Here is a 23,089-nt window from a genome sequence, read left to right as displayed (position 1 = left end):
GGTCATCCCCCGAAAAAACGGTTGAAGGTGCGTTTGAGCAAGCCTTTGTTGCCGGCCACCTGTTGACCGACCAGGTCCTCGGTCATGTCGCGCAGTGCAGCAGTAATCGCTGCCCTCGGCGCATGCAGCCCCAACGGCACACCAGTGTTCTGACTCTGGCTGACCAGATTGAAGTCGTTGGGTAATTTCGACAGATTGGTGCAACGTAGCGCCTCGCCAACATCTTTCAGGCTGATCGCTGCGGCCTTGTCATAACGGTTGACCACTATCTGCAATTGATCCCCGCGCACGCCCAGGTCATCGCGAAGAATCCGCACCAGAGAGCTGGCATCGCGCAGATGGCTGACGCTCTGTTGCACCACCACGTACACCCGATCCACCTGCTCCAGCACAGAACCGGTGAGGTGATCGATTTGCCGCGGCAGGTCGACCACCACCCAGCCATAACTGGCGCGGGCCAACTGCAAGAGGGCGTCAAGTTGCTCGGGCTGGGCATCCTGCGGCAAACACAGCTCACCAGCCCGACCACCCAGCACATGCAAGGTCGGGCTGAAGTGACTGCAAAAACCGCGTAACGCGACGCTGTCCATGCCGTCGATCTGATGCAACACCTCCAGTTGGCTGTGCGTCTGCGCCACATCCAGACAATGCGTCACGCTGCCAAATTGCAGGTCCATATCCAGCAACAGGGTGCTGCCGCCTTTCATGCTGAGCTGTTGTGCCAGGTTGCAGGCCACCATGGTTCCGCCGGAACCGCCCTTTGCGCTCATCACGGCGATCAATTTCCCGTCAGCCCCACTGCCGCTCCGAACCTCCGTGAGCAGCCGATTCATGGCGGCGACCAGTTCGGTCTCGGCGATGGGCTCCGGCAGCACGTCCCGCGCACCGGCCTGCATCGCCAGGCGCATGGCTTCCTGTTCGCTCAGCAGTCCGCACACCAACATCGGCGGACGCTCGTGGGCCGGGCGTTGCAACAGCGCCGACAACTCCTCGCGCCACAGGTGGCTGACGCGCAACAGCAACAGATCGGGCATACGGTCCAGGCTGTAGAGCGGGTCAACATGCCCATTGCTCACCAGGCGAGTGCTGACCTCAAGGCCAGGCATGCGCTGACAGACACTCTGCAGATCGCGTAAAGAGGTGGCATCACGGCTACTGATCAGCAACCGCAAACCGGTTTTGCCAGTCGAACTGGATATCGGCGTTTCCTTCATATTCAGCATGGTGTGATCTCCCCGGAATCGGAATGACGCCCGAGACTTTCGCGTGGCAACGTTGCCCTGAATGCAGGCAAGGTAATGGGCACGCCTAACCCGGGAATAAACAGATTGAAAACGAAGTTTTGCAGACTCAACTGGACATAGCGGATGGCACGAAAGCCGTTGACGCTGACCAGGTCAGCGGGGTTGGCCACCAGAGCGCCATTTGCGTCCAGATAGGTCAACGTCAGATTAGTGGTGGCCAGATTGCTGATCAGCTGGCTCGTACCTGCATCGGTCGCGGCATTGAAGATTGCCCGCCGCAACACCACCGGATCGCTGATATCGCAGACAGCTGCCAGGCGCGCACCACGGCGCGCGGCCTCATCCAATGCATTGACCGTGAAGTACAGGCGGCCCATTTCCAACACGCCAAACAACAGCGTGAACACCAGCAGACCAACGAAGGCGAACTCCACCGTATAGGTTCCGCGCATGTGTTTTCTATTCATCACAGTGCCCTCATCACGGTAGTGGCAACCAGCGGAATGCTCAGCGCAATCTGATTGCCAAACAAACCCGGAATCGAGCCGCCACAATTGCCACTGCCAATCACCGGGCAGAACGTATAGGTGATGGTGACTCGTACATGGTCGGTGCCCACCGCGGCGACGACCACGTTGTCAGGCGTCAACCCGGACAACACAGCGGTGCCGGTGTTGGCAGGCACGCCATACACCGCAACGTTTTTCGTCTGGGTCTGTAGCGCATTGCTCAGAGAGACCGCACCCAGCGTCGAGTTCCAGGCGTGGCCTGCGACAAAACGGTCGGCATCCCGGCTGGCCTGCAGCAACACGTTGTACTGATAGAGCATGCGGCCGATCTCACCGAGGCTCAGTAACAGCAGCAGCAACACCGGCAGGACGAGGGTGAATTCCACCATGGCCAGGCCTTGCTGGCGCTGCGGAGGTTTAAACGCGTGAAGTCTCATGACGCCTCCTATGAGTCAGTGCTCGGAGTACCGCTGCCGTTGAGATAGGTTTTGTAGAGCTGGATGATCTGTGGGCCGGAATCGGTTGACGGCGTAGGGCCGGCCACGTTGTCGCCTTCGCACTCCTTCACGAACTGCCCGAAGATCTGAGCGTCCCCGCCACCGCCATCCATGGGTTGCACCACGTAATAGCAGCCAAAACCGAGGACGGGGATCGAGGTTGAACCGCCTTGTTTGCCCGTGCAGTTGCCCACCACAATTTTCATCATCCGGCGCTCGAACACGCCATGACTCTCACAACCACTGCCAGCCCCTGCCACACACGCGGCAACGCTCGCACGCCAGTCGTTGTAGTCAAATATCGCGTTGCTGCCCGCCGTGAGATCGCCGTTGCTCGAGGTGACGGCTTGTCCCTTGTACTTCGCCTGTGCCGGTGTAACCGAGTCGTCGTAAATGATCGCGGGGTTGCTGGACGCGGTCACCAGGTCCGGCGGATAGTCCGAGGCACTGACCGGGCCGTTGTAAATGCCGAAGCGTGTGTTCAAGCCCTGGGAGGTAGGGCCGACCTTGTTGCCAGGTGCGGTCTGGACGTTGTCCCCCACAGCGCGGCAGACCTTGCCGCCTCCGGCCAGGTCCTCCCTGACCGTACTGCCGCCCGAACCAAAATCGAGCAACTGAAAGTTGCCTGGACCAATGGGCGACGAATTGCCGGCAGCCGTCTTCAATACCTGCAAATCACCAAACTGGAAGCCCCAGAACATGCCTGCGCCAGGGTTGTATTGAGTCGGGTCGCCACAGACCATCAAAGGCGAGAGATCGCAAGGACTGGTAGGGCTGGGTCCGGCAGTGGCGATTGCCGCCACTGCTTTGGCCCCCAGGCCGCCAGAACCGAATACCTGGGCGAAATTCCAGAAAAATCCGGTCAGGTTATAGCTCGGTACCGATACCCGAACGTATTTGGCATTCGCTGGCCCGGGATAGGAGAACGGCCCATAGACACTGCTTGCCAGTTCCACCACCGCGAATGTGGCTGCGTTGCCACCAACCGCCGTTGCCAATTCTGTGTTGCCCGTGGCATTCGCATTGTGCGTCAGCGTATTGAGTGCGGCAGTCCGCGTCGTACTGGCAATATTGGCACCACCTTCCACCTGACTCAGGGTTTTGGCGCCACTCAGGGCCGCGGCGTCCACCGCATTCTGCAAGCGCGTTTTGTTCAGCATCATGTGCCCGCCGTCCAAAGCCAGTGCGGCCACCATGCCAATCGCCGCCAACGCGATCACCATCAATACACTCACCGATCCTTTCTGGCGCCTTGGCGTCGCAGTGAACGGCTGCTGAATACGACGATTCATCATCAAGCCCTCATTTGCCAATACTGATGCGGATCGGCTCCGCCAAGACCTGGTGTCCAGGACCTGTTACGCCCTGTCAGCGAATGTTGACGACTTTGGTTTCGACCCCGCGGATGACGGTGATAGCCCCACCACTTTCGCCGCTGCTGCGTTGCACCACGCGTTTTGGCACCGTGGCGGTGGCCACTGCCATGACCGGTGCGGCAGGTGCAACAGGTGCAACAGGTGCAACGGCCGCGATTTTTTTCTCGGTGTTCAGCGGATTGCGCAAGGTCAATTGCAACTTCCCTTCCGTTTGCGCCGTGACCAGGGTTTCAGCCTCTGCGGTCGTCATTTCCAGCGTCACTGCACGCACCACCACCGGTTGGGTCTTGTCGGTACCCGCCGTCTGGTCTACCGCCAATACCCGCAAGTTTTCGAGGATGGTCCTGGACACGGCGCTATTGCTGCCGGCACTGGTGGTTTTGGTCGCGAGTACATCGACCCGGTTACCCGGCAACAGGAACCCGCCCACACCGACCACATCGTCCACCCGTACCGAGATGGCACGCTTGTCTGTCGCAATCAGCGAAGCCAGAGTGCTGCCACCCAAGTGCTCACTCAGACGCGCACCGCGCACAATGTCGCCCTTCAGAATGTCGAACGTTGCGATCTTGCCCACAGCCTTTTCGCTCAAGTCGAAGGCGTCTTCCGGGATCGTATCCATGGGCATGCGTACGGTCGTGACCTGCTGAGCCTCGACCATCTGCCCGAATGGAATCTCTACCGTGGCGACCACTACGCTTCGAAGGTGATCATCCGGGCTGGCATTGAGCCGGGCGCTCAGCCAGGAGTCAGCCATCCATGCAGCACCAAGGCCCATGACCAGGGAAACGCCTATCAGGGAAAGAGTACGAGAGCTCATGTCAGTATCTCCGTATCAAAGAAAGTCGAGCTGGACGAAGTAGTTGTGCCAGGCCCATTCCAACTCTTGCGGTGACAGTGGTCCGGAACCGCCCATGTAACGTTGACGATCGAGCGCCATGCTCAGGAGATCTCGGGGATGGCAAGGCACCAGGGGCATGCCTTCACTTGCATAAAGCCTTTGCAGCACATAACGCACCAGCAACTGGTCATAAGGCACGCCCAGACGCTCGCTTTCCTGACGCCAGATCTTTTCGTACTCCTCGGGCTGCAGATAACCGAATTGCAGCTTGTAGCCAATCCGGCGAAGAAAGGCCTCATCGGCCAACTCCAGAGGATTGAGGTTGGTGGAAAACACCAGAATCAGATCGAACGGCAGCTCGCAATGCCGACCGCCGCCCAGGTTGAGATAATCGCGCTTCTCTTCCATCGGGACGATCCAGCGATTCAACAGCTCGGCGGGCGGCATGCGCTGGCGCCCCATGTCATCGATGATGAACAGGCCATTGCTGGCCTTGAGCTGCAAGGCAGCCTGGTATTGACGGGTGTAAGGGTCATAGCGAACGTCCAGTTGCTCCATGCTCAACTCACCGCCAGTGACGACGATCGGGCGTTTGCAGCACAGCAATCGACGGTCGATCCCTTCGTTGAGCATCAGGTTGTTCTGTTGAACGTTATCATCGAGCCGCTGATGCACTTGCGGGTCATAGATCTCGATCACGGACTCGTTGATGACGATGGCATGAGGCACCCAGATGGCCTCGTTGAACAGACGGATCAGCCGACGGCTGATATAGGTCTTGCCAGTACCCGCAGGGCCATAAATCATAATGGCGCGCCCGGAGTTCATCGCCACACCTAACTGATCGAGCATGCTGTCGGTGAGCACTACGCCAGCAAAGGCATTGCGCATATCGTTGGCGTTGATGCGACCATGGTGAATGGTTTGCAGTTTGATCAGGGACCGGTAGGTGCTCACCGGGAAGGGTGCCGCGCCGATGTAGCCACTGCGCGACAAGGCATCGCGGGCGGCGCTGCGCCCGCGTTCGGTCAGGCCATAACGCAGCATTTGCCCACTTGTCGTTTGCGACCCCAACTGGCCAAGCACTTCGACACGACCGTCCTTGCGCAGAAACGCCAGAACTTCATCCAGTACAGCGCCGGTCAGCGCCAGGCGCTCCACCAGCCGCGGCATGTCCAGCACGCCAGCGTCATACAAGTGTTTGCATACCAACTCGCCGAGGAAACTGTCTGTCAGACCAGTTTCGCGGATTGAGCACGGCTGGGGAGCCAGTCGTTGCACCGCGGCTCGAGCGCTGGGGTAGGCATCACTATCGACAATGATGTGCATGACTAACCTCCGAATCCACCGGCAACCAGTTGCCAGTAGACGCTGATTAAAGTGCCTATCAAGATTGCAACCGAATAAGGGAAAGGCTTGCCGGCTACTTCATCTGAAGTTGGCGCCAGATAGGCCTGCGCCCTCAGAATCAACCAATAACGTCCCAGGGTCTGAAGCAGTTGGCCGCGATACAGCACAATCAAAAAACCGCACACGCCACCCGCTATCAGGCTGAACAAGGCAGCCCACAATGCAAAATGGAAGGGTAGAAAACTGCCGACCATGGCCATTAACTTGACGTCGCCGGCGGCCATGCCACCCAAGGCGTACATCGGCAGAAACAGTGCAAAACAGACCAGGATGCCCAACAGGCTGTCAGCCAATCCGCTGACGCCACCTAAATACATTTGACCGCCCAGTCCCAGGGCAAGGCCCAACAGGACCAGCATGTTGGGGATACGGTGGCGACGCAGATCGCTCACCACCGCCACGCCCAATAGTCCTAGCAGTAAAACCGTCGTCACCAGCAATTCCATGGACATGGCGCATTCCCCCTACCGGGATTATCGTTAGCAGGCAGCACCTTTGACCGCCGCGCACAGTGCTGTAATCCTGGTGTTCACGGCGCCACCCAAAAGAATAAACATTGCGGCCACCGCTACCGTAACTAATCCACCGGCGACGGCGTATTCAACAATGGTCAGGCCATCTTCATCTTTGGCGAACTTGGCGATTGAAGTTCTGATGGTTAGCAGAGTCATTTTTGTATACCTCACTTCAACTGTGATACGGATCAGAAGTGCGTTGGCGGGGACACCATGAAGTCCATTGAGTTGCCCGATCTATCAGAGAGACTGTAAAACTGGTTGCTCTATGGATATCACCGCGCCCCACCACAGTAAGTGGCTGTCATCAGCAGGCGGCACCTTTGACCGCAGCGCACAGCGCTGTGATTCTGGTGTTCACGGCGCCACCCAAAAGAATAAACATTGCGGCCACCGCTACCGTAACTAATCCACCCGCTACCGCGTATTCCACAATGGTCAGGCCATCTTCATCTTTGGCGAACCGGGTGATTGAAGTTCTGATTGTTTGCAGATTCATTTTTTTGTACCTCACTTCATCGGTCATACGACTCAGAAAATACATTGGCGGGGACTGCGCGAAGTCCATTGAGTTGCCGGTCTATCAGAGAAACTGTAAAACCGGTTGCTCCATGAACATCACCGCGCACCACCACAACGGGTTACTGTCATCAGCAGGCAGCGCCTTTGACCGCAGCGCACAGCGCTGTGATTCTGGTGTTCACGGCACCGCCCAGAAGAGTGAACATTGCGGCAACAGCTACCGTGATTAATCCGCCGGCCACCGCGTATTCCACAATGGTCAGACCGTCTTCATCTTTGGCGAACTTCACTACCGAAGCCTTGATTGTTTGCATGTTCATTTGGCCCACCTCACTCGAATGTTGTTTTTTCTGAGGCAGAACTTTCTGTGCTGCCTGATGCAACCCTAGTCAGTAAGCAGGCATAGGCGTTAGGAGGATTTTGCACATCATTAGGACTTTTTTGCGGAGCGGCCGGATACGGGGCATTGGCCTTTGCAGAAGTCACGAGAGGGGTAAACAAGGCATTGAAACGCAACGGCAATTGTCATTGATTCAGAAGCGACAAGTGGTTAAACCCAGGATCGTCGACAACACACCCGCAAACACTCGGCCCGGTCAGCCGCCCAGGAAACGCATATATCGAATAGATCTGTAACTCGTCGTTCCTATAAGGATTCAATCTGCAAAGTGATGGCGCATTGACAATACTCGAGAAAAGAGTCACCCAGACCTGCAGAGTAGAGACATGACGTCCAATTTGACCAAAAGGCCATCGCTCCTATGGTTCGATCTGACTCATGATCGATCCACGAAAGAACTGATCGCGCAGTTCGAGGGTACTTGCGACTGCAAACTGGCGAAAAACTCCATGCTGCCCATCGGGGAACAGGCGGACATGATCTGCATGCATTTCGATCGCCCCGACACACCAGGCTTGAGGCTGTTGCTGGAGATCAAACGCAGCACACCGGCCATCCCGATCACCATGTTCACCGTGCAGCACTCAGAGGAACTGGCCGTCTGGGCCATGCGTTCCAGCGTCTGGGAATACATGGTGCTCCCGCTCTCGCTCACAGAGAAGAGTCGCTACCTGACTGCTGTAGTTCAGCTCTGCGAGCTGCGCCGAAATGTTACCGACCTGCGCAAGACACTGCTGGTCGACCACTCCCCAACCCTGCCCGACAGCATCCGGCTGACCTCAGGGCACCAAAAACACCAGGCACTGAGCAATGTCATGCTGTACATCGAACAACACTTTCGAGACAGCATCGATCAAAGGGAATTGGCGCAGCGCTGTGGCATGACGACATTTCGCTTCAGCCGCCTGTTCAAGGAAGCCAATGGACTCGGCTTCACGGATTACATCTTGAACAAGCGCATGAACTTCGCCAAAGAACTGCTCGACAACAGCCAGATGCCTATTACCAGCATCGGCTATGAGGCCGGCTTCAAGGATCCGTCCTACTTCGCTCGTGCCTTCAAGCAGTTCGCAAACTGCACGCCCAGTGAATACCGCTTGGCGCGTCAAGAAAGAGCAACTGCAGCAGCGCAACTGGCGCAGGATGAAAATATCACTGAAGCGCTCGAAAGCCTGATAGAAAGCCTCAGCGGTTGATCGGCACCCGCAAGATTGCGCCCATGCCGGGCGTACATGAAAAAGGGGCAGACTTCACAGTCCGCCCCTCGGCTTCTTACTCAAAACCGCGAAACACTGCGCATCGCATCCACCAGATACCGCATCGCAATCCGGTCACTCTCCGACAACTCGCGATACCGCTCCACCAGTTTCAACTCCTCGGAATTAAGCCGACGCCTTCGCCGCCCGATGCCCAGGCAAGGGAAGATTCCCAACATTTCGGTGATGCCTTGTACTTTCGACATGGACGATGTCCCTCTTTACGTCAAAAAAGAAAACTTCAAAAACCGCATCGCCCTACCCTTTTTCAGCGGTCACCTCGTGCCAACTGAATCCCACCGGCCTGAGGGCGGAAACCGGTCATGCCCATAGAATAGAAACTATCCGGGTGCTGAAAAGCGGTTTTTAGAGTAATTAGTCGAAAAAAGCAGAAACGCCCTGTAAATCAGAAATCGCTGTGGGAAACGTTACCGGAAATGTCTTGTTTCACAGCCGAGCCATCGTCACGCCATCAATCATTTTTGCTCTGCCACCGAACGGTTTAAGCTATTTGGCATCTGTTTAAAGTCCGTTGCGTTTGGCCGAAGGCATGTCCGAACCTCCATTTTTGATCCAGCACGTGCCAGGAACGGCGCGGGATTGTTCACGACAGGTTGTACTTATGCATCGCAGGAATTTGCTCAAAGCGTCCATGGCCATCGCTGCCTACACCGGTTTGTCCGCCACAGGCCTGCTGGCCGCCCGGGCCTGGGCGGGTAATGGCACCGCTGATGGCGAGGCTCAAGCCTTTGATTTCGAAGCCCTGAAAATCCAGGCCAAGCAGCTCGCCGGCAACCGCTACCAGGACACCAAGCAGGTGCTGCCGCCGACCCTGGCGACCATGACCCCACAAAATTTCAACGCGATCCGCTACGACGCCAATCATTCCCTGTGGAAGGATTTGAAAGGTCAGCTGGATGTGCAGTTTTTCCATGTCGGCATGGGTTTCAAGCAGCCCGTGCGCATGTACAGCGTCGACCCCAAGACGCGTCAGGCGCGGGAGGTGCATTTCCGCCCTTCGCTGTTCAACTATGAAAAAACCACGGTCGACACCAAGCAGCTCACGGGCGACCTGGGTTTTTCCGGGTTCAAGCTGTTCAAGGCACCTGAGCTGGACCGGCATGACGTGTTGTCGTTCCTCGGCGCCAGTTATTTCCGCGCGGTAGACGCCACCGGCCAGTACGGTCTGTCGGCCCGCGGTCTGGCGGTCGATACCTATGCCAAGAAGCGCGAGGAATTCCCGGACTTCACCAAGTTCTGGTTCGAGACCCCGGACAAGGACAGCACCCGTTTCGTGGTGTATGCCCTGCTGGATTCGCCGAGCGCGACCGGCGCCTATCGTTTTGACATCGATTGCCAGGCCAGTCAGGTCGTCATGGCTGTCGACGCCCACATCAACGCGCGCACCGCCATCGAGCAACTCGGCATTGCGCCGATGACCAGCATGTTCAGCTGCGGCACCCACGAGCGCCGCATGTGCGACACCATTCATCCGCAGATCCACGACTCGGATCGCCTGGCGATGTGGCGTGGCAATGGTGAGTGGATCTGTCGTCCACTGAACAATCCGGCCACCCTGCAATTCAACGCGTTCGCCGACACCGACCCGAAAGGTTTCGGCCTCGTGCAGACCGATCACGAATTCGCCAATTATCAGGACACGGTCGACTGGTACAGCAAGCGTCCAAGCCTGTGGGTCGAACCTACGACCGCGTGGGGCGAAGGCTCTATCGATCTGTTGGAAATTCCTACGACCGGCGAAACCCTGGATAACATCGTCGCGTTCTGGACCCCGAAAAAACCGGTCGCGGCGGGCGATTCCCTGAACTACGGCTACAAGCTGTACTGGAGCGCTTTGCCGCCGGTCGGCACGCCGCTGGCGCGGGTCGCCGCGACCCGTTCGGGCATGGGCGGCTTCACTGAGGGCTGGGCGCCGGGCGAGCATTACCCGCAGGTCTGGGCACGCCGGTTTGCGGTGGACTTCACTGGCGGCGGGCTGGACCGCTTGCCTGAAGGCACGGGCATAGAACCGGTGGTGACATGCTCCAATGGCGAGGTCAAAGACTTCAACGTGCTGGTGCTGGATGACATCAAGGGCTACCGGATTACGTTTGACTGGTTCCCGACCAATGACAGTGTGGCCCCGGTGGAGCTGCGGTTGTTTATTCGCACCAATGACCGGACGCTGAGCGAGACCTGGCTGTATCAGTATTTCCCGCCGGCGCCGGAGAAGCGTAAGTACACCTGAGAGCAATTTGGTGTCTGAACGGGCCTCTTCGCGAGCAAGCCCGCTCCCACAGTGAATCTTCATGGGACACAAATTTCGTGTACGACAAAGATCAAATGTGGGAGCGGCCTTGCCCGCGATGACGGCCGAACAAACACCAAAAATCCAGAGCAGGAATGCAAAAAGCCCCGGTCAACTGAACCGGGGCTTTTTGCTTTTACCGCATCACTCAGTCACGCAAATCCGACTCATGAATCGGCTGATCCCGATGCGTCGCGCGCTGATACTGCGCCGGCCAGATCGCCTTGCGCCCTCCCAGGTCGTCATCGGCATGCAACGGCCAGTACGGATCGCGCAACAACTCACGGGCGAGGAAGATGATGTCCGCCTGACAGGTGCGCAGAATGTGCTCGGCCTGCGCCGGCTCTGTGATCATTCCTACAGTGCCGGTCGCAATGCCTGACTCCTTGCGCACACGTTCGGCGAAGCGGGTTTGATAACCGGGACCTGTAGGAATTTCCGCGTTGGCCGCCGTTCCGCCCGAGGAGACGTCAATCAGGTCCACGCCCAAGTCTTTGAGGCGTCGCGCCAGTTCAACGGTTTCATCAGGGTTCCAGCCGTCTTCCACCCAATCGGTGGCCGACACACGGACGAACACCGGTAACTCCTCTGGCCACACCGCGCGGACCGCTTTGGTGACTTGCAGCACCAGCCGAATACGATTCTCGAACGAACCGCCATATTGATCGCGACGCTGATTGCTCAGGGGCGAAAGAAACTGGTGCAGCAGGTAACCGTGGGCGGCGTGGACTTCGACGACTTTGAAACCGGCGGTCAGGGCCCGTTTCGCCGAGTCGACGAACGCTTGGACAACCTCGGCGATCTGGCCCTCATCGAGCTGCTTCGGTGGTGTGTGTTGCGGATCGAAAGCGATTGGCGAAGGGCCGACCGGGGTCCAGCCGCCGTCTTCCGGTTTGACGCTGCCGTGCTTGCCGATCCACGGCCGATGGGTGCTGGCCTTGCGCCCGGCGTGGGCCAACTGAATGCCGGCGACGGCGCCTTGGGCGGCGATGAAGCGAGTGATGCGTTGCAGCGGCTCGATCTGTTGGTCATTCCACAAACCGAGGTCTTCGGCGGTGATGCGTCCATCGGCGGTGACGGCCGTGGCTTCGGTAAAAATCAGACCGGCGCCGCCGACAGCACGGCTGCCGAGGTGCACCAGGTGCCAGTCATTGGCCAGGCCATCGACGCTGGAATACTGGCACATCGGTGATACGGCGATACGGTTTAGCAGGGTCAGTTGGCGAAGGGTATAGGGTTCAAGCAGCAGACTCATGGGGCACCTCTCGTCTCAGTGGGCAGGCTCCAGGGTTCTGTTTGAAAAGTCGACGAGTGACAGGAAAAAAGTGCAGCACCCGCCCCCGCGGGCAAAAAATTGACAAGACGTCACAAGGCCAATCAAGCAGTGCTTAGAGCCTAGTCGACAATGGGGGATGAGGGAGGGTTCCGAGAGATTCGGCGTGAGGGAAATCGCCATCGCCAGCAAGCCGGCTCCTACAGGATGTGCGCAAATCCTGTAGGAACCGGCTTGCCGGCGATGGGGTCAACGCGGTTCGATGTGGGCAATCATCAGCTGAACCGTCTCATTCCCGCGAAACTCGTTAAGGTCGAGTTTGTAGGCCAGTTCCACCCATTTGATCGTCGGATTCGGCCAGATATCGCGGTCAATACCGAACGCGATGCCGTCCAGCTTCACCGAGCCGCATTCGCTTTTCAGCACCACTTTGAGGTGCCGTTCGCCAACAACGCGCTGCTCGACCAACTGGAATACCCCATGAAACAACGGCTCCGGGAAGTGCTGTCCCCACGGACCGGCATGACGCAGGGCGCGGGCCAGTTCAAGGTGAAACTCCTCGACCGCCAACGTCCCGTCCGACAGCAGTCGCCCGGTCAGGTCTTCCTCGCGCAATTGCCTACGCACTTCAGCGTCAAAGGCTTCGGCAAACAGCGGAAAATTCGCTTCCGGCAACGTCAAACCTGCCGCCATGGCGTGGCCGCCGTACTTGCTGATCAGGTTTGGATGCTGCGCCGCCACCACGCTCAAGGCGTCGCGAATGTGGAAGCCCTGAACCGAACGCCCCGACCCCTTGAGCATGCCATCGCCCGCATCGGCAAAGGCAATCGTCGGACGGAAATAGCGCTCTTTCATACGTGAAGCGAGGATCCCGATGACGCCCTGGTGCCACTCGGGATCGAACAGGCACAGGCCGAACGGCATCGACTCAACCGGCAAGTCCTTGAGCTGGGCCAGCGCCTCGCGCTGCATGCCTTGCTCGATGGATTTGCGGTCCTGGTTCATGCCATCGAGCTGAACGGCCATTTCCCGGGCGAGCCCGGCATCGTCGGTGAGCAGGCATTCGATGCCCAGGCTCATGTCATCCAGCCGCCCCGCCGCGTTCAGGCGCGGGCCGACGATGAACCCGAGATCGGTCGAGGTAATGCGCGTGTGGTCGCGCTTGGCGACTTCAAGGATCGCCTTGATCCCCGGTCGTGCGCGTCCGGCGCGAATTCGCTCCAGGCCCTGGTGGACGAGAATCCGGTTGTTGGCGTCCAGCGGCACCACGTCGGCGACACTGCCGAGCGCCACCAGATCGAGCAACTCGCCGATGTTCGGCTGCGGTGTGCTCTCGTACCAGCCGAGGCTGCGCAGACGCGCGCGCAGGGCCATCAGCACATAGAAAATCACCCCGACACCGGCCAATGCCTTGCTCGGAAATCCGCAACCCGGCTGGTTGGGATTGACGATGGCATCGGCCAACGGCAGTTCATCACCGGGCAAGTGGTGGTCGGTGACCAACACGCGAAGACCCGCCTTTTTCGCCGCGGCCACCCCCTCAACGCTGGAGATGCCGTTGTCCACGGTGATCAACAGCTGCGGTGTGCGGGTCAGCGCCACTTCGACGATTTCGGGTGTCAGGCCGTAGCCATACTCGAAACGGTTCGGCACCAGATAGTCGACATGCGCCGCGCCCAGCAGGCGCAAGCCCAACATGCCGACGGAACTGGCCGTCGCGCCGTCAGCATCGAAGTCGCCGACGATCAGAATCCGCTGCCGCTGTTCCAGGGCTGTCACCAGCAAATCCACCGCGGCATCAATGCCTTTTAGCTGCTGGAACGGAATCAGCCGCGCCAGGCTCTTGTCCAGTTCAGCCTCGGACAACACGCCCCGAGCCGCATACAGGCGGGTCAGCAGCGGCGGCAGATCACCGAGAAATGGCAGGGTGTCGGGCAACAGGCGAGGTTCGATGCGCATGGGGTGACAGATGCTTCTCTTGAATACGTAGGATAAAACCGGATGACGCGGTGAAAAATCAGCCGCGTTCGCCGCTCAGCCACTGCAACTGGACTTCGTGCTGACCACGGTCGTCGGTGACGAAAATCGTCCCTTCGCTGATCATCACGTCCCACTTGATAACGCGCGGCATGTCTTTGGCCAGGGTTTCCAGGACTTCCTGCGGCACAGCAGCGATGTGTACGTTTTTCAGGTTCTTGATCGCCGGGATCACTTTGGTTTCCCAGACGCGCAGGCTGCCGTAGGCCAGCAGACTGGTGCGCTCGGTGCGGCGGGAGCACCAGGTCAGGCGATCAGCGTCTGGCTGGCCGACTTCGATCCAGTGCAGGACACGGTCGTCGAGGCTCTTTTCCCACAGGGCGGGTTCATCCACGTCTGACAGACCACGGCCAAACGACAGCTGCTCGTTGTACCAGAAGGCGTAGGCCAGCAGTCGCACAGTCATGCGCTCTTCGGTTTCCGACGGGTGACGGGCGATGGTCTGCTTCACCGTCTCGTAAATGCTGCGATCGAGGTCGGTGAGGTTCAGTTCAAACTTGTAGGTCGTGGACGGCTGGGCCATGAACGGGCTTCTTGATACGTGGAAAGGCGGCAAGTCTAACCGATGCGGCAGACAATCAACGAATTCGCGACCATCAACCGTGAGCGACTGACAGCGGGCTGTGCTAAAACGCTGTATCAGCCAAGTCCTTGTCCTACAGGATCCACCAGTATGCCGTTCACCGCCAAACCACTCTCAGGCCTGAAAGTCATCGAATTGGGCACGTTGATCGCCGGGCCGTTTGCCTCGCGCATCTGCGGCGAATTCGGTGCCGAAGTGATCAAGATCGAATCCCCCGACGGCGGTGATCCGCTGCGCAAATGGCGCAAGTTGTATGAAGGCACGTCACTGTGGTGGTTCGTTCAGGCACGCAACAAGAAGTCCCTGACCTTGAACCTGAAACACCCGGACGGCCTGGCGATCCTGAAAAAGCTGCTCGGTGAAGCAGACATCCTGATCGAGAATTTTCGCCCCGGCGTGTTGGAAAAGCTCGGTCTGGGTTGGGACGTCTTGCACGCACTGAACCCGAAACTGGTGATGGTGCGCCTTTCGGGTTTCGGCCAGACCGGGCCGATGAAGGATCAACCGGGTTTTGGCGCCGTCGGTGAATCCATGGGCGGCTTGCGCTACATCACCGGTTTCGAGGATCGGCCACCGGTGCGCACCGGGATTTCCATCGGCGACTCGATTGCCGCGCTCTGGGGCGTGATCGGTGCGTTGATGGCTTTGCGTCATCGCGAGGTCAACGGCGGTCTCGGTCAAGTGGTGGATGTGGCGCTGTACGAAGCGATCTTCGCCATGATGGAAAGCATGGTCCCGGAGTTCGACGTGTTCGGCTTCATTCGCGAACGCACCGGCAACATCATGCCCGGCATCACCCCCTCCTCGATCCACACCAGCGCCGATGGCAAACATGTGCAGATCGGCGCCAACGGCGATGCGATTTTCAAACGTTTCATGCTGATCATCGGCCGTGAAGACCTGGCCAATGACCCGGCGCTGGCCAGCAACGACGGGCGTGACAGCCGGCGCGACGAGATTTATGGAGTGATTGATCGCTGGGTCAATTCGCTGCCGCTGGACACCATCATCGAGCAGTTGAATCAGGCCGACGTTCCCGCCAGCCGGATCTTCAGTGCCGAAGACATGTTCAATGATCCGCAGTACCTGGCGCGGGAAATGTTCCTGAAAGCGAAGCTGCCGGACGGCAAAGATTTCAAGATGCCGGGAATCGTGCCGAAACTCTCAGAGACACCCGGCAGTTCGCAATGGGTCGGGCCGCAGTTGGGCGAACACAATGCGCAGGTACTCAACGATCTTGGCTATGACAAGGAACAGATCGCAAAGCTGCGTGAAGACGGGGCCATCTAGTCTGAAGTGCCTGCTTTCGCTGCTTATCACTCACCACCGCGCGAGGGCGGTATACGCGCTCGCGGCCGTGTTGATGCTCGTTGTTCCGACGCCATCAGCGATGGCACAACCCAAGGAAACCATGGTCTGGCTGTTGCGGGATCTCCCCCCGCTGACGATTTTCGAAGGACCGAAAAAAGGCCAGGGCGTCATCGATCAACTGTTACCGCTGTTGATCGCCGGCATGCCGCAATACGAACACACCTTGATGCGGGTCAATCGCGCTCGCGCCTTGCAAATGCTCCACGAGCCTTCCCTTACGTGTGATGCAGCGTTGAACCGGAGCAAGGAACGCGAGCGCTGGATCGCATTTTCCATTCCGGTGTTTCGGGCGATGAGTAACGGCGTGGCTGTGCGGCGCGTTGACCGCGAGACCCTTGCGCCCTTCATCCAGGACGGTGAACTGGACCTGACTGCCTTCCTGGCGAGCGGCGGCGAGAAGCTGGGCATTATTGCCGAGCGCAACTACGGTGAGTACCTCGACGCGCTGCTCAAACAGGCACCGGCTGACTCGCTCACCCCGCACTACGGCAACGACGCCTTGGGTAGCCTGTTGCAAATGCAACGTCTGGGGCGCTTGCGGCTCTTGCTGGGGTACCGCCCGGAAATCCGCTACCAGGCTCAGCAGCAAGGGATCGCCGAGGATGAATTGCTGTTTTACCCGATTCGCGGCGCGGAGAAATTCCTGTCCGGTTACATCGGCTGCACCGACACGCCCAAAGGCCGGCAGGCAATTGTCGAGATCAATCAATTGCTGCGAAAACTGCCCCATGAGCGCTTGAGCGAGGCGTACGCCGCGTGGCTCGACCCGGAAAGTCGCGGCGCCTATCTGGAAGAATCCAGGCAGTATTTCGAGCAACAGGCGCAGCCATGACAAATCGCGGGCAAAAAGAAACCCCGAGAAGTGGGGAGACATCTCGGGGTTAAACGTGGTCTACAAAAAGACCAGTAGCAGCAGGGTTACAAGCACCGGAGCACAATGCTTGATCCTGCTGTTACATGCTCTGACTGACCTTGGGCCCGTAAGGTTCCCGTAAAAAATAATTCACTTACGGCCGGCCCAGGACCTTGTCCTGTGCCGCATTGCGCAATGCCGCGATTACGCAGGGTTCCAGGCGTCCTTCGGCAATCATCAGATCGCGATGCAACCCGTCGACGACATCCGTGAGCAGACGTTTGTCGCTCAACTGAGCCTGATTGAATGCCCGTTCGACCACGATGGCGCCGGTCGAGCTCTTCAGTGTCACCAGGCATTCGCCGTGGGTGCCTGATGGGGTCAACGTTACCTGATACGGGCTCAGAGCCTCACCGAGCAATAGACTGATACTTTCCATCTCGATCACCACTCAATAGTCCGAAAACGAAGTGCCTGGGGCGTGTTCACAATAAGTGACCATTGGCCCGAGAAGAAAGTTCTGGATTTCAGTTGCAGACGCATCGGCGTCTCTGGTTGATGGAGCATGCATGGGGGAGATGACAGGTTTGTGTATGGCCTGGGTTTTGGTGGTTGATCGGGATCGGGTGGATATCCGTTTCTTCGGTGAGGGCGGCTATTGAGCCCCTTGGAGGAGCGCCAAGCGTGGTGAAAAGCAAAAGCGTACGCGATGTCCTGTAGGAGCCGGCTTGCTGGCGAAAAGCGTCCAGACGACGCGTTCATTCAGGCAGCCCGCGTTATCGTTGACGTCCATCGCCAGCAAGCTGGCGCCTACAAGGGGAATGCAGATGTGTTTGGATAAATACGCTCCCCCGTAGGAGCCAGCTTGCTGGCGATAGCGGTGGATCAGGCAATGAGTGCGTGACGGAACGGATGCCATCGCCAGCAAGCCGGCTCCTACAGGGGAGCGGTGTGTATATCCGGAGTGAGTGGCCGCAGCAGAGAAGGAGAACGCGTACGCAAAATGAGCCACGCCTCGGCGGCTAGGCTTCGTTCCGGTTCTGCGCAGTGGGCAACCCGGCATGGATGCCGGGTTAGCTGCCCCCCGGCCATGGATGGCCGATGGCGGCGGGCCTGCGGAGCAGGACCGAAGCGAGGCACCGGGGGCAAGAGCCCTTTGGTTACTTTGGGCTGGGCCGGCATTCCGGCTTTTCCAAAGTGACTCGCTGTAAAAGCGAAACCAATAGCCGCCGTTACCGCAGCAACGGATATGCCCCCAATCAATCCATCCGATTACAACGGCTTGCCACGATTCCCATGCTGACTGACAAACGCCTGAACAGCCTTCAAGTCATTCGGCAACACCGTGCAACGCTCATCCCGCTCAAACAGATCAGCCAAATGCGCCGGCAATTCCAACGCCTTGCCGACACCCGCCTTCTCCACCGCATCCGGGAATTTGACCGGGTGCGCAGTGCCAAGGATCACCATCGGAATATCCAGACTACGACGGCATTCACGCGCAGCCTTCACGCCAATGGCCGTGTGCGGATCCAGCAACTCACCCGTCTGCTCGTAAACCTCAGCAATGGTTTCGCAAGTTTGCGCATCATCCACAGCCAGCGAATCGAACAGCTTGCGCGCTTCAGTCCAACGCTCCTGTTCAACGCTGAAACCACCGCCCTGCTTGAACGAATCCATCAGCCCGGCGATCGCCGCACCGTTACGACCGTGCAGGTCGAACAGCAAGCGTTCGAAGTTCGACGACACCATGATGTCCATCGACGGCGACAACGTGGCGTGCAGGGTTTCCTTGACGTACTGATTGCCGCTCATGAAGCGGTGCAGGATGTCGTTGCGGTTGGTGGCAACGATCAACTGGTTGATCGGCAGCCCCATGTTGCGCGCCAGGTAACCGGCGAAGATGTCGCCGAAGTTGCCGGTCGGCACCGAGAACGACACCGAACGCGCCGGTCCGCCCAGTTGCAGGGCTGCGTGGAAGTAGTAAACGATCTGGGCCATGATCCGCGCCCAGTTGATCGAATTCACCGCCACCAGGCGCGTGCCTTTGAGGAAGCTCTGGTCGGCGAAGCTCGCCTTGACCATTTCCTGGCAGTCATCGAAGTTGCCTTCGATGGCGATGTTGTGGATGTTCTCGCCGAAGATGGTGGTCATCTGGCGACGCTGCACTTCGGACACCCGGTTGTGCGGGTGCAGGATGAAGATGTCGACGTTTTCGCAGTGCTTGCAGCCTTCGATGGCGGCCGAACCGGTGTCGCCGGACGTAGCGCCAACGATCACCACGCGCTCACCGCGTTTTTCCAGCACGTAGTCGAGCAAACGGCCGAGCAGTTGCAGGGCGAAGTCCTTGAACGCCAGGGTCGGGCCGTGGAACAGCTCCAGCACCCATTCGTTGCCGTTCAACTGACGAAGCGGCGCGACGGCGTTGTGCGAGAACACGCCGTAAGTCTCTTCAAGAATCTTTTTGAAATCGGCATCCGGGATGCTGCCGGTGACGAACGGGCGCATCACCCGGAAGGCCAGTTCGTGATAGGGCAGGCCGGCCCAGGAAGCGATTTCTTCCTGGGTGAAACGTGGCAGGTTTTCCGGGACGTACAGACCGCCGTCGGTGGCGAGACCGGCCAGCAGGACGTCTTCGAAATTCAGGGCCGGTGCCTGGCCGCGGGTACTGATATAACGCATGACTGGCTCCAATAGACAGTGTTCGCAAACCCGGGCCCGCACGCAGGCCCGGTGAACGATAACGGCTTAGTTCAGGTGCTCGACGCGGATCCGTACGACCGGACCGACCACGCCTGTCAGGGCTTCGAGGGCGGCGATCGCGTCGTTCATGTGCTGTTCCAGCACACGGTGAGTGAGCAGGATCATCGGCACCAGACCGTCATGCTCTTCGACTTCTTTCTGCATGATCGATTCGATGTTGATGCCGCGCTCCGACAGGATGCTCGCGACCTGAGCCAGCACGCCCGGATGGTCCTTGGCCTGAATGCGCAGGTAGTAGGCGCTTTCGCAGGCTTCGATCGGCAGGATCGGATGCGCCGACAGCGAGTCCGGCTGGAAGGCCAGATGCGGCACGCGGTTTTCCGGATCGGAGGTCATGGCGCGAACCACGTCCACCAGGTCGGCGATCACCGACGAAGCGGTCGGCTCCATGCCGGCGCCGGCGCCGTAGAACAGTGTCGAACCGGCGGCGTCACCGTTGACCATCACCGCGTTCATCACACCGTTGACGTTGGCGATCAGGCGATCGGCCGGGATCAGCGTCGGGTGTACGCGCAACTCGATGCCAGCCGCCGTGCTGCGAGCGACGCCCAGGTGCTTGATGCGATAGCCCAGCGCTTCGGCGTAATTCACGTCAGCCGTGGTCAGCTTGGTGATGCCTTCGGTGTAAGCCTTGTCGAATTGCAGCGGGATGCCGAACGCGATGGACGCCAGGATCGTCAGCTTGTGGGCCGCGTCGATGCCTTCAACGTCGAAGGTCGGATCGGCTTCGGCGTAACCCAGGGCCTGCGCCTCGGCGAGTACGTCTTCGAAGGTGCGACCCTTCTCGCGCATCTCGGTGAGGATGAAGTTGCCGGTGCCGTTGATGATGCCGGCAACCCAGTTGATGCGGTTGGCCGACAGGCCTTCACGGATCGCCTTGATCACCGGAATGCCACCGGCCACAGCCGCTTCGAATGCCACGATCACGCCTTTCTCGCGAGCCTTGGCGAAAATTTCATTACCGTGAACGGCGATAAGCGCCTTGTTCGCGGTGACCACATGCTTGCCATTCTCGATGGCCTTGAGTACCAGCTCGCGGGCAACGGTGTAGCCGCCCATCAGCTCTATAACGATGTCGATCTCAGGGTTCGTGGCCACTTCGAAGACATCGTTGGTAATCGCAATACCGGTCGTTTGGAACTGAGGCTTTGGCGTGCGCATGGCAATTTGTGCCACTTCGATTCCACGCCCGGCACGACGAGCAATTTCCTCGGCGTTGCGCTGAAGTACGTTGAAGGTACCGCCACCGACGGTCCCTAACCCACAGATGCCTACTTTGACCGGTTTCACTGTGAACTCCCCATGAAACGGCCGACTCAAGGCCGGCCGTGAAAACAACCGCATGCTCGCGGCTCTCTATTAATGGCCCGGCAAATGTTGCCACCGGACCATGATCGTCAAAGGCTGGCCGTGACGATGCGAATTTACTTCGCGCCCAGCGCCAGTTTGGCGACTTGTGGCGCAGGCTGGTAGCCCGGAATGACCTGACCGTCGGCCAAAACGATGGCCGGTGTGCCGTTCACGCCAATCGACTGACCGAGGGCGAACTGTTTGGAAACCGGGTTATCGCACTTGGCGGCCTTGATTTCCTTGCCGTCGACCATTTTGTCCATGGCGGCTTTCTTGTCTTTGGAGCACCACACTGCTTGCAGTTGCTCGTCACCCGGCGAGCCCAGGCCCTGGCGCGGGAACGCGACGTAACGCACTTCGATGCCGCGCTTGTTCAGCTCAGGCACTTCGGCATGCAGTTTGTGGCAGTACGGGCAGGTGGTGTCGGTGAAGACGGTGATGTGCGATTTGGTTTCGCCGATGGCCGGGTAAACCACGGTTTCCGCAACAGGAATTGCGTTGACCAGCTTGGAAATGCCCAGGCGTTCGGCCTTCTCGGTGAGGTTGACCGGTTTGCCGTCCTTGAGCTGGAACATGTAGCCCTGAACCACGTACTGGCCGTCGGCGCTGGCATAGAGCACGCGGCTGCCCTTGAGTTTGACTTCGTACAGGCCAGGCAACGGGCTGGCGGAAATGCTTTCTACCGGCACTTCGAGCTGGAGGGTTTCCAGGCTTTTACGGATGGCTTTGTCGGCCGCGTCATCGGCGACGGCAAAGGTGCTGACCAACGCAATGGCTGCGGCGGCGAAAATCTGGGTCAGACGCATGAGAACTCCTGAAGGCGGACAAATGGGACGATCAGAACGCCCGTGCCGAAACACCGGGTCATAACCGCCCATCGTGCAAACCGGCAAAGCCTACCACATAAGGCCCCTGTGGCCGAATGCGCCTGTCGCACGACATTCTGGTCTACGCAGATTCAAATGTGGGAGCGGGCTTGCTCGCGAATGTGGTGTGCCAGTCAAAGAAGATGTCGACTGATACACCACATTCGCGAGCAAGCCCGGTCCCACAAGGGATGTGATCAACCGCGGGGGTGATGTTTGGCGTGCAGATCCTGCAAACGCGCCCGGGCGACGTGGGTGTAGATCTGAGTCGTGGACAGATCGCTGTGGCCGAGCAGCATTTGCACCACCCGCAAATCGGCGCCATGGTTGAGCAAATGCGTGGCGAAGGCATGGCGCAAGGTGTGTGGGGACAGCGATTTACCGATTCCGGCGACTTTGGCCTGATGCTTGATCCGGTGCCAGAAGGTCTGGCGCGTCATCTGCTCGCCGCGCTGGCTGGGAAACAGTACATCGCTGGGACGCCCCCCGAGCAACTCGCCACGGGCGTCACGCATGTAGCGCTCGACCCAGACAATCGCCTCCTCGCCCATCGGCACCAGCCGCTCCTTGCTGCCCTTGCCCATCACTCGCAGCACGCCCTGGCGCAGGTTGACCTGCTCCAGCGTCAGGCTGATCAGCTCCGTCACCCGCAGGCCGCAGGCGTAAAGCACTTCAAGCATGGCGCGGTCTCGCTGGCCGATCGCTTCGCTCAAGTCCGGAGCCTTCAACAGTGCTTCTACGTCTGCTTCCGACAGGGATTTGGGCAACGGCCTACCGAGTTGAGGCATATCGACGCGTAACGTCGGATCGACCGCGATCAATTTTTCCCGCAGCAGATAGCGATAAAAGCCACGAACACCCGAGAGAAATCGCGCAGTGGAACGGGGTTTGTAGTTCTGTTCCAGGCGCCAGGCCAAATGATCGAGGATCAATTCGCGGCCGGCGTTGATCAACTCCAGCCCTTTGTCCTGCAGCCAGCCGTTGAACAGGGCCAGGTCGCTGCGATAGGCATCGCGGGTGTTATCGGAGAGACCTTTCTCCAGCCACAGCGCGTCGAGAAACTGGTCTATCAAGGGATGATCGATGGCGGGCATAAAGGCTCAGGCAAGACCGAC

Annotated in this window: 23 protein-coding genes; 4 read left to right on the top strand and 19 right to left on the bottom strand. The window is 58.9% G+C overall.

Translation table 11 applies throughout. The features are described from left to right. Positions 1-2: 2 nt before the first annotated feature. From PMI01S_RS20570 to PMI01S_RS20525, 10 genes are all read right to left on the bottom strand, one after another. Positions 3-1,223, bottom strand: coding sequence for an AAA family ATPase (locus PMI01S_RS20570; RefSeq protein WP_084321901.1), 1,221 nt, complete (start codon positions 1,221-1,223; stop codon positions 3-5). After that, positions 1,217-1,711 (bottom strand): TadE/TadG family type IV pilus assembly protein, encoded by a 495-nt coding sequence (locus PMI01S_RS20565; RefSeq protein ID WP_084321900.1) that lies wholly within the window; start codon positions 1,709-1,711, stop codon positions 1,217-1,219. The genes PMI01S_RS20570 and PMI01S_RS20565 overlap by 7 nt, the downstream gene beginning before the upstream one ends. After that, a complete protein-coding gene (locus PMI01S_RS20560; protein ID WP_084321899.1) occupies positions 1,711-2,190 on the bottom strand; it encodes a TadE/TadG family type IV pilus assembly protein in 480 nt (159 codons plus the stop codon). The genes PMI01S_RS20565 and PMI01S_RS20560 overlap by 1 nt, the downstream gene beginning before the upstream one ends. 8 nt (positions 2,191-2,198) lie before the next feature. Further along, positions 2,199-3,545: a TadE/TadG family type IV pilus assembly protein gene (locus PMI01S_RS20555; protein ID WP_084321898.1), complete on the bottom strand. Its 1,347-nt coding sequence runs from the start codon at positions 3,543-3,545 to the stop codon at positions 2,199-2,201. 73 nt (positions 3,546-3,618) lie between these two features. Continuing rightward, the gene (cpaB, locus tag PMI01S_RS20550; protein WP_084321897.1) at positions 3,619-4,446 is read right to left on the bottom strand and encodes a Flp pilus assembly protein CpaB; all 828 of its coding nucleotides are present in this window, start codon (positions 4,444-4,446) and stop codon (positions 3,619-3,621) included. Between the two features lie 15 nt (positions 4,447-4,461). Further along, entirely contained in the window at positions 4,462-5,796 is a 1,335-nt protein-coding gene (locus tag PMI01S_RS20545; protein WP_084321896.1) for a DUF8689 domain-containing protein, read from the bottom strand. Positions 5,797-5,798: 2 nt separating this feature from the next. After that, positions 5,799-6,329: an A24 family peptidase gene (locus tag PMI01S_RS20540; protein ID WP_084321895.1), complete on the bottom strand. Its 531-nt coding sequence runs from the start codon at positions 6,327-6,329 to the stop codon at positions 5,799-5,801. A 27-nt stretch (positions 6,330-6,356) separates the two neighbouring features. After that, positions 6,357-6,548: a Flp family type IVb pilin gene (locus tag PMI01S_RS20535; protein ID WP_084321894.1), complete on the bottom strand. Its 192-nt coding sequence runs from the start codon at positions 6,546-6,548 to the stop codon at positions 6,357-6,359. A gap of 151 nt (positions 6,549-6,699) precedes the next feature. Then, on the bottom strand, positions 6,700-6,891 hold the full coding sequence (locus tag PMI01S_RS20530; protein WP_084321946.1) for a Flp family type IVb pilin: 192 nt from the start codon (positions 6,889-6,891) through the stop codon (positions 6,700-6,702). A 151-nt stretch (positions 6,892-7,042) separates the two neighbouring features. Further along, positions 7,043-7,234, bottom strand: coding sequence for a Flp family type IVb pilin (locus tag PMI01S_RS20525; RefSeq protein WP_084321893.1), 192 nt, complete (start codon positions 7,232-7,234; stop codon positions 7,043-7,045). 406 nt (positions 7,235-7,640) lie between these two features. On the opposite strand from PMI01S_RS20525, the gene PMI01S_RS20520 reads away from it, so the two are divergent. Further along, positions 7,641-8,510, top strand: a complete 870-nt coding sequence (locus PMI01S_RS20520; protein WP_084321892.1) for a response regulator transcription factor — start codon at positions 7,641-7,643, stop codon at positions 8,508-8,510. An 80-nt stretch (positions 8,511-8,590) separates the two neighbouring features. Here the strand turns inward: PMI01S_RS20520 and PMI01S_RS20515 are convergent, their stop codons facing one another. Further along, positions 8,591-8,776, bottom strand: a complete 186-nt coding sequence (locus PMI01S_RS20515) for a hypothetical protein (protein ID WP_017340256.1) — start codon at positions 8,774-8,776, stop codon at positions 8,591-8,593. Positions 8,777-9,192: 416 nt separating this feature from the next. Here PMI01S_RS20515 and PMI01S_RS20510 point away from each other — a divergent pair, with 416 nt between their 5' ends. Further along, positions 9,193-10,818 carry a glucan biosynthesis protein D gene (locus tag PMI01S_RS20510; RefSeq protein ID WP_084321891.1) on the top strand — a complete coding sequence of 542 codons (1,626 nt, stop codon included), beginning with the start codon at positions 9,193-9,195 and terminating at the stop codon, positions 10,816-10,818. 208 nt (positions 10,819-11,026) lie between these two features. Here PMI01S_RS20510 and PMI01S_RS20505 read toward each other — a convergent pair whose 3' ends face one another. From PMI01S_RS20505 to PMI01S_RS20495, 3 genes are all read right to left on the bottom strand, one after another. Beyond that, the gene (locus tag PMI01S_RS20505; RefSeq protein ID WP_084321890.1) at positions 11,027-12,133 is read right to left on the bottom strand and encodes an NADH:flavin oxidoreductase/NADH oxidase; all 1,107 of its coding nucleotides are present in this window, start codon (positions 12,131-12,133) and stop codon (positions 11,027-11,029) included. A 267-nt stretch (positions 12,134-12,400) separates the two neighbouring features. Then, positions 12,401-14,110 carry a single-stranded-DNA-specific exonuclease RecJ gene (gene recJ / locus PMI01S_RS20500; protein WP_084321889.1) on the bottom strand — a complete coding sequence of 570 codons (1,710 nt, stop codon included), beginning with the start codon at positions 14,108-14,110 and terminating at the stop codon, positions 12,401-12,403. 58 nt (positions 14,111-14,168) lie between these two features. Then, positions 14,169-14,711: a YaeQ family protein gene (locus PMI01S_RS20495; protein WP_084321888.1), complete on the bottom strand. Its 543-nt coding sequence runs from the start codon at positions 14,709-14,711 to the stop codon at positions 14,169-14,171. Positions 14,712-14,861: 150 nt separating this feature from the next. On the opposite strand from PMI01S_RS20495, the gene PMI01S_RS20490 reads away from it, so the two are divergent. Then, a complete protein-coding gene (locus PMI01S_RS20490) occupies positions 14,862-16,061 on the top strand; it encodes a CaiB/BaiF CoA transferase family protein (RefSeq protein WP_084321887.1) in 1,200 nt (399 codons plus the stop codon). Then, on the top strand, positions 16,015-16,974 hold the full coding sequence (locus PMI01S_RS20485) for a TIGR02285 family protein (RefSeq protein WP_084321886.1): 960 nt from the start codon (positions 16,015-16,017) through the stop codon (positions 16,972-16,974). The genes PMI01S_RS20490 and PMI01S_RS20485 overlap by 47 nt, the downstream gene beginning before the upstream one ends. A gap of 175 nt (positions 16,975-17,149) precedes the next feature. Here PMI01S_RS20485 and PMI01S_RS20480 read toward each other — a convergent pair whose 3' ends face one another. The 5 genes from PMI01S_RS20480 to xerD all read right to left on the bottom strand — a co-directional run bounded on the left by PMI01S_RS20480 (position 17,150) and on the right by xerD (position 23,068). Next, a complete protein-coding gene (locus PMI01S_RS20480) occupies positions 17,150-17,434 on the bottom strand; it encodes a DUF3509 domain-containing protein (protein WP_084321885.1) in 285 nt (94 codons plus the stop codon). A gap of 833 nt (positions 17,435-18,267) precedes the next feature. Beyond that, entirely contained in the window at positions 18,268-19,677 is a 1,410-nt protein-coding gene (gene thrC / locus PMI01S_RS20470) for a threonine synthase (RefSeq protein ID WP_084321883.1), read from the bottom strand. A 66-nt stretch (positions 19,678-19,743) separates the two neighbouring features. Next, complete coding sequence (locus tag PMI01S_RS20465) at positions 19,744-21,048, bottom strand: homoserine dehydrogenase (protein ID WP_027924910.1); 1,305 nt, start codon at positions 21,046-21,048, stop codon at positions 19,744-19,746. 134 nt (positions 21,049-21,182) lie between these two features. Next, positions 21,183-21,914 carry a bifunctional protein-disulfide isomerase/oxidoreductase DsbC gene (dsbC, locus tag PMI01S_RS20460; RefSeq protein WP_084321882.1) on the bottom strand — a complete coding sequence of 244 codons (732 nt, stop codon included), beginning with the start codon at positions 21,912-21,914 and terminating at the stop codon, positions 21,183-21,185. Between the two features lie 257 nt (positions 21,915-22,171). Next, entirely contained in the window at positions 22,172-23,068 is an 897-nt protein-coding gene (gene xerD / locus PMI01S_RS20455; protein ID WP_084321881.1) for a site-specific tyrosine recombinase XerD, read from the bottom strand. Positions 23,069-23,089 lie beyond the last annotated feature (21 nt).

This window comes from Pseudomonas migulae NBRC 103157, from assembly GCF_002091715.1.
Taxonomy (GTDB): Bacteria; Pseudomonadota; Gammaproteobacteria; order Pseudomonadales; family Pseudomonadaceae; genus Aquipseudomonas; species Aquipseudomonas migulae_A.
The sequence above is the reverse complement of the archived record's forward strand: the minus strand, read 5'-3'. Positions and strand labels throughout refer to the sequence as shown.

Coding starts and splice junctions, on each gene's coding strand:
- PMI01S_RS20570 (WP_084321901.1), bottom strand. CDS start 1,223: ATGCTGAATATGAAGGAAACGCCGATATCCAGTTCGACTGGCAAAACC.
- PMI01S_RS20565 (WP_084321900.1), bottom strand. CDS start 1,711: ATGAATAGAAAACACATGCGCGGAACCTATACGGTGGAGTTCGCCTTC.
- PMI01S_RS20560 (WP_084321899.1), bottom strand. CDS start 2,190: ATGAGACTTCACGCGTTTAAACCTCCGCAGCGCCAGCAAGGCCTGGCC.
- PMI01S_RS20555 (WP_084321898.1), bottom strand. CDS start 3,545: ATGATGAATCGTCGTATTCAGCAGCCGTTCACTGCGACGCCAAGGCGC.
- cpaB (WP_084321897.1), bottom strand. CDS start 4,446: ATGAGCTCTCGTACTCTTTCCCTGATAGGCGTTTCCCTGGTCATGGGC.
- PMI01S_RS20545 (WP_084321896.1), bottom strand. CDS start 5,796: ATGCACATCATTGTCGATAGTGATGCCTACCCCAGCGCTCGAGCCGCG.
- PMI01S_RS20540 (WP_084321895.1), bottom strand. CDS start 6,329: ATGTCCATGGAATTGCTGGTGACGACGGTTTTACTGCTAGGACTATTG.
- PMI01S_RS20535 (WP_084321894.1), bottom strand. CDS start 6,548: ATGACTCTGCTAACCATCAGAACTTCAATCGCCAAGTTCGCCAAAGAT.
- PMI01S_RS20530 (WP_084321946.1), bottom strand. CDS start 6,891: ATGAATCTGCAAACAATCAGAACTTCAATCACCCGGTTCGCCAAAGAT.
- PMI01S_RS20525 (WP_084321893.1), bottom strand. CDS start 7,234: ATGAACATGCAAACAATCAAGGCTTCGGTAGTGAAGTTCGCCAAAGAT.
- PMI01S_RS20520 (WP_084321892.1), top strand. CDS start 7,641: ATGACGTCCAATTTGACCAAAAGGCCATCGCTCCTATGGTTCGATCTG.
- PMI01S_RS20515 (WP_017340256.1), bottom strand. CDS start 8,776: ATGTCGAAAGTACAAGGCATCACCGAAATGTTGGGAATCTTCCCTTGC.
- PMI01S_RS20510 (WP_084321891.1), top strand. CDS start 9,193: ATGCATCGCAGGAATTTGCTCAAAGCGTCCATGGCCATCGCTGCCTAC.
- PMI01S_RS20505 (WP_084321890.1), bottom strand. CDS start 12,133: ATGAGTCTGCTGCTTGAACCCTATACCCTTCGCCAACTGACCCTGCTA.
- recJ (WP_084321889.1), bottom strand. CDS start 14,110: ATGCGCATCGAACCTCGCCTGTTGCCCGACACCCTGCCATTTCTCGGT.
- PMI01S_RS20495 (WP_084321888.1), bottom strand. CDS start 14,711: ATGGCCCAGCCGTCCACGACCTACAAGTTTGAACTGAACCTCACCGAC.
- PMI01S_RS20490 (WP_084321887.1), top strand. CDS start 14,862: ATGCCGTTCACCGCCAAACCACTCTCAGGCCTGAAAGTCATCGAATTG.
- PMI01S_RS20485 (WP_084321886.1), top strand. CDS start 16,015: ATGACAAGGAACAGATCGCAAAGCTGCGTGAAGACGGGGCCATCTAGT.
- PMI01S_RS20480 (WP_084321885.1), bottom strand. CDS start 17,434: ATGGAAAGTATCAGTCTATTGCTCGGTGAGGCTCTGAGCCCGTATCAG.
- thrC (WP_084321883.1), bottom strand. CDS start 19,677: ATGCGTTATATCAGTACCCGCGGCCAGGCACCGGCCCTGAATTTCGAA.
- dsbC (WP_084321882.1), bottom strand. CDS start 21,914: ATGCGTCTGACCCAGATTTTCGCCGCCGCAGCCATTGCGTTGGTCAGC.
- xerD (WP_084321881.1), bottom strand. CDS start 23,068: ATGCCCGCCATCGATCATCCCTTGATAGACCAGTTTCTCGACGCGCTG.